This window comes from Longimicrobium sp., from assembly GCF_036554565.1.
In the GTDB taxonomy this organism is placed as follows: Bacteria; Gemmatimonadota; Gemmatimonadetes; order Longimicrobiales; family Longimicrobiaceae; genus Longimicrobium.
On record NZ_DATBNB010000542.1, the window covers coordinates 1 to 7,440 of the forward strand.

10 protein-coding genes are annotated in these 7,440 nt (G+C 70.7%); 9 read left to right on the forward strand and 1 reads right to left on the reverse strand.

Annotated elements, in window-relative coordinates; translation table 11 throughout:
• A partial coding sequence (locus VIB55_RS14850) for a type IV pilin protein (RefSeq protein WP_331877438.1) occupies positions 1 to 296 on the reverse strand: 296 nt, incomplete at its 3' end.
• Between the two features lie 392 nt (positions 297 to 688).
• Between VIB55_RS14850 and VIB55_RS14855 the strand changes: the two genes are divergently transcribed.
• From VIB55_RS14855 to VIB55_RS14895, 9 genes are all read left to right on the forward strand, one after another.
• Positions 689 to 1,174 carry a prepilin-type N-terminal cleavage/methylation domain-containing protein gene (locus VIB55_RS14855; protein ID WP_331877439.1) on the forward strand — a complete coding sequence of 162 codons (486 nt, stop codon included), beginning with the start codon at positions 689 to 691 and terminating at the stop codon, positions 1,172 to 1,174.
• A 128-nt stretch (positions 1,175 to 1,302) separates the two neighbouring features.
• Entirely contained in the window at positions 1,303 to 1,788 is a 486-nt protein-coding gene (locus tag VIB55_RS14860) for a GspH/FimT family pseudopilin (protein ID WP_331877440.1), read from the forward strand.
• Positions 1,778 to 2,185: a type IV pilus modification PilV family protein gene (locus VIB55_RS14865; RefSeq protein ID WP_331877441.1), complete on the forward strand. Its 408-nt coding sequence runs from the start codon at positions 1,778 to 1,780 to the stop codon at positions 2,183 to 2,185. The genes VIB55_RS14860 and VIB55_RS14865 overlap by 11 nt, the downstream gene beginning before the upstream one ends.
• Entirely contained in the window at positions 2,163 to 3,017 is an 855-nt protein-coding gene (locus VIB55_RS14870) for a PilW family protein (RefSeq protein WP_331877447.1), read from the forward strand. Before VIB55_RS14865 ends, VIB55_RS14870 begins: the two co-directional genes overlap by 23 nt.
• An 11-nt stretch (positions 3,018 to 3,028) precedes the next feature.
• Positions 3,029 to 4,276, forward strand: coding sequence for a pilus assembly PilX N-terminal domain-containing protein (locus tag VIB55_RS14875; protein WP_331877442.1), 1,248 nt, complete (start codon positions 3,029 to 3,031; stop codon positions 4,274 to 4,276).
• Between the two features lie 162 nt (positions 4,277 to 4,438).
• Positions 4,439 to 5,479: a type IV pilus assembly protein PilM gene (gene pilM / locus VIB55_RS14880; RefSeq protein WP_331877443.1), complete on the forward strand. Its 1,041-nt coding sequence runs from the start codon at positions 4,439 to 4,441 to the stop codon at positions 5,477 to 5,479.
• 40 nt (positions 5,480 to 5,519) lie between these two features.
• The gene (locus VIB55_RS14885) at positions 5,520 to 6,263 is read left to right on the forward strand and encodes a PilN domain-containing protein (RefSeq protein ID WP_331877444.1); all 744 of its coding nucleotides are present in this window, start codon (positions 5,520 to 5,522) and stop codon (positions 6,261 to 6,263) included.
• A 5-nt stretch (positions 6,264 to 6,268) separates the two neighbouring features.
• On the forward strand, positions 6,269 to 6,883 hold the full coding sequence (locus VIB55_RS14890) for a type 4a pilus biogenesis protein PilO (RefSeq protein WP_331877445.1): 615 nt from the start codon (positions 6,269 to 6,271) through the stop codon (positions 6,881 to 6,883).
• Positions 6,867 to 7,406, forward strand: a complete 540-nt coding sequence (locus tag VIB55_RS14895) for a hypothetical protein (protein ID WP_331877446.1) — start codon at positions 6,867 to 6,869, stop codon at positions 7,404 to 7,406. The genes VIB55_RS14890 and VIB55_RS14895 overlap by 17 nt, the downstream gene beginning before the upstream one ends.
• Positions 7,407 to 7,440: the final 34 nt, after the last annotated feature.

The following is a 7,440-nucleotide window of genomic DNA, read 5'->3' on the forward strand; positions in this document are numbered from 1 at the left end:
GCCTTGGCGGTGGCCTTGTCGGCCGCGAACTCGAACGTGAAGTACTTCGCGGTCGGGGCGGTGTAGCCGACCTTCTCCAGGTGCGCGATCGTGGAGGCGTCGGTGCCCTCCTGGTCCTTGTAGGTCAGGGCCAGCGTGCACATCTGCTTCAGGACCGGCGCGGCCTCGGCCTGCTTGGCGTTCTTGGAGACGGCGTTGAACTTCGGGATGGCGATGGCGGCCAGGATGCCGATGATGACCACGACGATCATCAGTTCGATCAGGGTGAAGCCCTTGTTGTTGCGAAGGTTGCGCATGAGGTGCTCCTACTGGGGTTGGTTGGGTGCTTCAGCACTGTCGCCGTGCTGCTGGCCTGGAGTAAGGCAACGGGCATACCACCCGGTCGGCATTTTGCAAGTCGTTGCGAGAGGTGTGTTTACGTCACCGTCGTCCGCGGCTGGCCCCGGTTGGGGTTCGGCAAAGTGCTGGGTTTCGTGCAGAATGCTTGCGGGGTGCCCGCGCGGTCCCGCCCGTCGGCCCGGACCGCCCCCGCCCCTGGATCACCGCCATCGCGCCGGCGCTACCCGGAGTGTCCTCAAAAACGCGTCGCACTCGTGGCGGGTGGCGGTTAGGATTTCCGGCCCTCCCCTCCCTACATTCTGGACAGCGTTGGACGTGATGGTGGCCGGACGGGGGAGGGAGGCGGCGCGTGGAGATACGGCGAGGTGGGTACACGCTGGTGGAGCTGCTGGTGGTCCTCTGCATCGTGGGCCTGACGTGCGCCCTGGGGGTGCCGAGGCTGGACGGGATGCTGGCGCGGATGAGGGTGCGGAGCGCCGCGAACCTCGTGGCGGGCGACCTGGCCCTGGTGCGGATGCTGGCCGTGCGCGAGGGGCACACCGCCGTGCTGGTGCTGGAGCCTTCCGGCGACTGCCAGGTGCGCTTCCGGGGCCGGCGGGCCGGGTTCCGCTACCGGATACACGGCCAGCCGCGGCCAGCCGCGCCCTCGCGCACCGTCGACCTTCGCCTCGCGGGGGGGCGCGTGTGCATGGAGATGAACGGCCTCGACTCGCTGGCGGTGAACTCGCGCGGACTGCCGCGCGGCTTCAACAACCGCACCGTGTGGGTGCACGAGCGCACGTACGCCGACAGCCTCTTCCTTTCCGTCGCGGGGCGGGTGCGGCGGATGCGGTAACTGCCGCGCGGGCCGGAAAAGATTTCCGGGCACCGCAAGTTCTTTGGGCGGCGCCGGGGGGGAGCGGGCGTAAAACGGCGCCGTTTCAGGCCTTCGGGCCGGGCACGGATGTTACGTGGAGTGCCTGCATGATTTGCGCACACCACATCCGCCGCGGCCGCCGCGCGGGCTTCACGCTCATCGAGCTCCTGGTGGTCCTGCTCCTGATGGGGCTGGTCCTGGCCATGGTCGGCCCCAAGTTCACCGCGAGCATCCGGTACTTCACGGCCCGGAGCGCCACCTCGCAGGTGGTCGCCGACCTGGCGCTGGCCCGCACGCAGGCCGTGCGCGAAGGCAACACCGCCTCGTTCCGCCTGGTGAGCCCGTCGAAGTACGAGGTCACGGTCGATGCGCCCAACGGGACCGTGGCGCGGGTGGTCAAGCGCGTCACGCTCGAGGGCACCGCCCGGGGCGTGGCCGTCACCGCCCCGGCCGGAGCACGCATCGCCTTCGACTCGCGCGGCATGCGCCGCACGGGCGCCGGCCTGGGAGACAATCTCGTCATCACCCGCCAGGGCGGGCTGACGGACGTCGTAACCGTTACCATCGTGGGAAGAGTGATCCGTGACAAGTGATCCGGCAGCCACCCGGCCGCGCGCCGACGCGGGGTTCAGCCTCGTAGAGGTCCTGGTGGCCATGGTCATCCTGGCGGTCGGCCTGCTGGGCGTCGAGGCCATGGCCATTGGCGCCAGCCGCCAGATCGGCATGGCCAACCGCACCACCCAGTACACCCTGATCGCCACGCAGGAGCTGGAAACCGAGCTCAAGACGGTCCGCGCGGGAGGGCAGCCCCAGTCCAGGCGCTACCCCCTGGAGGGGGGCGGCACCGTGGACGTGGCCGCCAACTCCCAGGTGCTGCCCGACGCCGGCACGATGTGGCAGATCACCGCCACCGTCACCCCCCCGTCCGGGGACCACCTTCGCCTGCAACCCATCACCGTCCGTGGCCGTGCGCTCACTCCCCGCAACTGACCGGGCCCGTGCCCGCGGCGGCTTTACGCTGGCCGAGCTGATGATCTCGCTGGTCATCGGCGGCATCCTGGTAGCCGTCGTGCTCCAGTTCGTGAGCGGCCAGACCCGTACCGCCGCCGCGCAGAGCGCGCGCGAGCAGGTGCAGCAGAACGCGCGCGGGGCCCTGGAAATCGTGGGCAGCGACCTTCGCGGCGCCATCGCGGGGGGGCTGCTCCGGGCAGACGCGCAGCGGCTGGACTTCATGCTCCCGCGCAGGTGGGGCGTGGTCTGCAACACCGCCGGCGGCAACACCACCACCGCGCTCTTCCCGGTCATCCCCGGCGACCCCATCCCCACCGGGGCGGGCGCCGGCCTGATCGTTTTCCGAGACAACGCCTGGCTCCCCACGGTGCCCGCGCTCGCCACCGTCACCGGCACCGCACCGGCCCCCCTCGCGGCCTGCCGCGGCGCGGCCGGCAACGTCCAGGCGGTCACGCTGACGGGCACGGGACATCCGCTGCTCGCGCTCGCGGGCGACCGGATCGCCGTGTACCAGCTGGTCCGCTACGACGTGGGGGTTTCGCAGGGGGAGCGGTGGATCCGGCGCAGCGACGGCGCGGGGATCGCGAACGGCAACATGCAGCCGCTGGCCGGCCCGGTCGACGACCAGTTCGTGGGGTTCGAGTACCTCCGCGGCAATCCCCCCGTTTCGATCGGTGCTGCCCCCGGCCTGGCCGCCGCGGCCAGCGGCATCGAGATGATCCGCTTCCGCGTGCGCACCGTCAGCGCTCCCAGGGCCGACGGAAGCCACCAGGTGGAACAAGACTCCGTCACCGTCCAGATCCGCAACTAGAGGCCATGCCGATGATGCTCCCGAACCTGGCACCCGCACGCAATCGCCGCGGCGCCGCACTGCCGGTGGCGCTGATGGGGCTGGTGGCGGTGTCGCTGCTGGTCACCGCCGCCCTCTTCACCTCGTCCACCGAGTTCGCCATCAGCGCGGCCCACCGCACCGGGGCCACGTCGCTCTTCGACGCCGACGCGGCGCTGGAGCAGTACGTGGCCGACCGGCTGGGCGCGGGGCTGGGGATGGCGCCCACCGCGGCCGGCGGCGTCCAGGGGCCGGGCGGGGCGGCGTACACGGTGCAGGTAGACCGGATGTCGGACTCCACGGACAGGAGTGGCGACCCCATGACGCGCACCGAGATCTTTTCGCTGCTGGTTCAGCCGGCGAACGGGCGCGGCCGGGGGGTGGGGGCCTTCATCGCCGCGAAGCGCTCGGTCAAGCCGCTGCGCACCAACATCAACTCGGGGGCAACCTCGGGCGGCGCCATCAACATCAGCGGCAGCTCCGTCATCAGCAACGGCAGCGACCAGAGCAACTACTGCGGCGCCGCCGACAACGAGGCCGACTTCGCGGTGCAGGTTACCTCCGACGCCTGCGCGGACGGAACCGCGAGCTGCATCGACGCGGGCGAGAAGAACCTCGACGGGGCGAAAGGAGTCACCGGCTTTACGAAGGCCCAGCTCGCCGAGCGCCTGCTCGGCCCCGGGGTCACCCTGCGCTCCCTGGCCGAGAATGCCGGCATCAAGTTCGGCGCAATGTGGGACTCGGCGAACTATTCCCACAACACGCGCGCGAACTCCAGCAGCTCCACCCCGCGCAAGTACAACTGGGGATGCCCGCTTACGCTGGGCGTCGCGTGCCCCAGCACGGCCGCCGCGGATCTCCACACGGTGGTGGCCATCGACGCCAGCGGCCTGCTCGACCGGACGGTGGTGATCAACGGCGACTACGGCCAGGGAATCATCATCATCCTGAACGGCAATCTCAGGATCCAGGGCAACTTCGTGTTCAAGGGGATCCTGCTGGTGGAAGGCGACATGGACATCAAGGGCGGATCGGGTGGCGAGGACGCCAAGATCGAGGGATCGGTCGTGGCGTTCGGGGCCAACAGCGCCGTCGCCGACAACGTCAGCGGCAACGCCACCATCCGCTACAACACCTGCGGGATCAAGGATGCCGAGAAGGCGATGAACGACGCCGCGCTCAACAACGCGCCGCAGGCTCGGTCCGGCGGAACATTCTCCTGGTACGAACTGATACGGTAAACGCCGCAGTGCCACGGGGTAGCGCGGGCATGTGCCGTTTGTCTTGACGGCGGCGCATGCCCGCACTAACGTATGCACGGCCTTCCTTGACCACATTCCACCAGCCTCACTGAGCCGCGGCATCTCGCGGCGCCGGTGTTCCCGCACGAAAGACACGGGTACATGGTTTCGTTCCTGCGCCGCAACAAGAGCACGGTCGGGCTCGACATCGGCAGCGGCTTCATCAAGGTGGCCGTGGTCGACCATTCCGGCGCCGAGCCCGAGCTCACCCACGTGTCGCACACCCCCCTGATCGCCGACGCGATCGTGGAGGGCGAGGTCATGGACCCGCAGATCGTGGTGGAAACGGTGCGGTCGCTCATGGAGTCGGCGGCGGTGAAGCCCCGGCGCCTGGTATCGTCGGTGGGCGGGCGCGACGTGATGGTCAAGAAGATCCAGATGGACCGGATGAAGGAAACCGACGCGCGCGAGGTGATCCGCTGGGAGGCCGAGCAGTACGTGCCCTTCGACATGGCGAACGTGCAGCTGGACTTTCAGATCCTGGACCCGCTCGACGACGGCCTGCAGATGAGCGTGCTGCTGGTGGCCGCCAAGCGCGAGGTGGTGGACCAGCGGGTGGGGCTGCTTCGCGACGCGGGGCTGCTCCCCCAGGTGGTGGACGTGGACTCGTTCGCCCTTCACAACGCCTTCGAGTACAACTACCCCGAGGCCATGGAGGGGGTGGCGGCGCTGGTGAACGTGGGCCACGAGATCGCCACCGTGAACGTGCTGCAGGAGGGCGCCCTGGTGCTCACCCGCGACGTGCCTTTCGGCTCGCGGCGGCTGCGCGAAGACATGCGCCGCATGCACGGCCTGACGGTGGACGAGGCCGACGCGGTGCTGCAGGGCCGCTCGCCCCGCGCCGGCGAGTTCCAGGACCTGCTGAAGCAGGGCGCCGAAGACCTGGCCGTGGGGGTGGAGCGCGCGCTGGCCTTTTTGGGCGGCGAGGCGGCCGGCCCCGGGCGCGTGTACGTGTGCGGCGGCGGCGCCCGCATCCCGGGGCTGGTCGACGTCCTGGCCTCGCGGCTGCGCGCCCGCACCGAGGTGGCCACGCCGCTGCAGCGCCTGAAGGTGCGCCCGGGGGTCACCTCGTTCTTCCCGGTCGACGAGCTTGCGCCCATGCTGATGCTGTCCGTGGGGCTCGCCCTGCGCGCGGCCGCCTGAGGCCCGCGCCCATGACGGCCCCTTTGCCCGAGACGCGCACGTGATCGAGATCAACCTTCTCCCCGGCGGGGCGCAGAAGCGCCCGGCGGCCGCCCGCCGCCCCGGGGCCGGCGTGGCGCTGCCCAGGCTGGGGGGCGACCCGCGGATCGCGGGACTGGGCGGCGCGGCCGTCCTGCTGCTGGCCCTTTCCACCTTCTGGTTCTGGACCTCGGGGCAGAAGATCGCTTCGCTGGAAGCGCAGGTGACCCGCGAGGTGCAGGACTCGGTGCGGCTGGAGCGCTCGATCGCCCTGATGAAGACGCTCGACACGCGCAAGGACACCATCGACCAGAAGATCGAGGTGATCCGCGAAGTCGACGTGCGCCGCTACGTGTGGCCGCACCTGATGGACGAGGTGAGCCGCGCCACGCCGCCCTTCATGTGGCTGACCAAGATGGCCGTGCTGGAGGACGAGGGCGCCGATGCCGCGCCCGCGGCCACGCCCGCCGCGGCCCCGGCCGACACCGCCAAGGCGCGCGCCGACTCGGTCGCCAGGGCGTCGGCCCAGGCGGAGGTGGCCGCGGGGCCCTCGTTCAACGTCGAGGGGAACGCGGGCTCCACCCAGGCGCTCACGCGGTTCATGCGCAACCTCGAGGCGTCGCCCATGATCCGCGACGTGGCGCTGATCACCAGCGAGCAGATCGATTTCCAGGGGCGCAGCGTGCTCAAGTTTTCGCTCGAGGCCCGCTGGGAGCAGCCCGACCCGTCGCTGATCGAGACGGTACCCCTTCTCAACGCCCGGTGACGCGCATGGCGCTTCCCCCGCTGGACCCCCAGCAGAAGAAGAACCTGATCTACGGCGGGGTGTTCCTGGCCCTGATCGCCTTCGGGTTCTACGACCGGCTGTACACGCCGCGCAGCGCGCGCATCGGAGAGATGCAGGCCCGGCTCGAGGCGCTGGAAACGGTCAACTCGCGCAGCCGCGCCCTCACGCGCGGCGCCGAGGGGCAGATCGACCAGCAGCTCGTGCTGTACCGGCAGCAGCTGGAGCTGGCCGAGGGGCTGATCCCCTCCGCCGAAGAGGTGCCCAACCTGCTCGACGCCATCTCGGCCGAGGCGCAGCGGGCGGGAGTGCGCATTCACCTGATCCAGCCCGTGAGCGCCACCGAGGAAAATTTCTTCACCCGCCGCGTGTACGACATGGCGGTGACCGGCGGCTACCATCAGATCGGCGAGTTCCTGACGCGGGTGGCGTCGCTGCCGCGCATCGTGACGCCCACCAACCTCACGGTGGCCCCGGTGGCGGAGGCCGCGGGCGCGGCCGGCGCGGCCCCGGCGGGGCGCTCGGCGGAGCTGGAAGCCCGTTTTTCCATCGAGACCTACGTGATCCCCACCGCTGCGGCCGACGATGAAGCGAGCGCCTGAACGAGCCTTCCGCGCGGCGCTGGCCGCCCTGGTGCTCGCCGCCGCGGGCGTCGCCGCCCAGCAGGCGGCGGTGGCGCCCGGCGACAGCACGGCCGCGGTGTCGCTTCCCGAGGCCGAGGTGTACCGCCGCGAGGTGTTCCGCTACCCCGCCGCGGGGCGCCCCGACCCCTTCCTGCCGCTGCTGAGCGGCGACGACATGGGGGTCCGCGCCCAGGACCTGCGCCTGCTGGGCATCGTGTACAGCTCCAACCCGCGCCAGTCGGTGGCGGTGTTCGCGCTTCCCGACAGCACGCAGCGGGTGCGCCTGCGCGTGGGCCAGCGGCTGGGCGCCATCACCGTGGTGGGCATCCAGCCCCGCAGGGTGGACGTGCGCGAAGAAGAGATGGGGGTAAGCCGGGTGTATTCGATGGAGGTGCCGCGCGCCGGACGTCCGGCCCCGCCCCCCACGTCGGCCCCGGCGCCGGCCGCACCGGCACAGGCGGCTCCGCCGCCGGCGCCCGCCCCGGCTGCACGCAGGCCATAGGAGATTTCTGACCATGAGGCGACCAATGATCGTG

Bases quoted from the DNA above. Each gene is read 5' to 3' on its own strand.
- VIB55_RS14860 (WP_331877440.1), top strand. From the start codon at position 1,303: ATGATTTGCGCACACCACATCCGCCGCGGCCGCCGCGCGGGCTTCACG.
- VIB55_RS14875 (WP_331877442.1), top strand. From the start codon at position 3,029: ATGATGCTCCCGAACCTGGCACCCGCACGCAATCGCCGCGGCGCCGCA.
- pilM (WP_331877443.1), top strand. From the start codon at position 4,439: ATGGTTTCGTTCCTGCGCCGCAACAAGAGCACGGTCGGGCTCGACATC.
- VIB55_RS14890 (WP_331877445.1), top strand. From the start codon at position 6,269: ATGGCGCTTCCCCCGCTGGACCCCCAGCAGAAGAAGAACCTGATCTAC.
- VIB55_RS14895 (WP_331877446.1), top strand. From the start codon at position 6,867: ATGAAGCGAGCGCCTGAACGAGCCTTCCGCGCGGCGCTGGCCGCCCTG.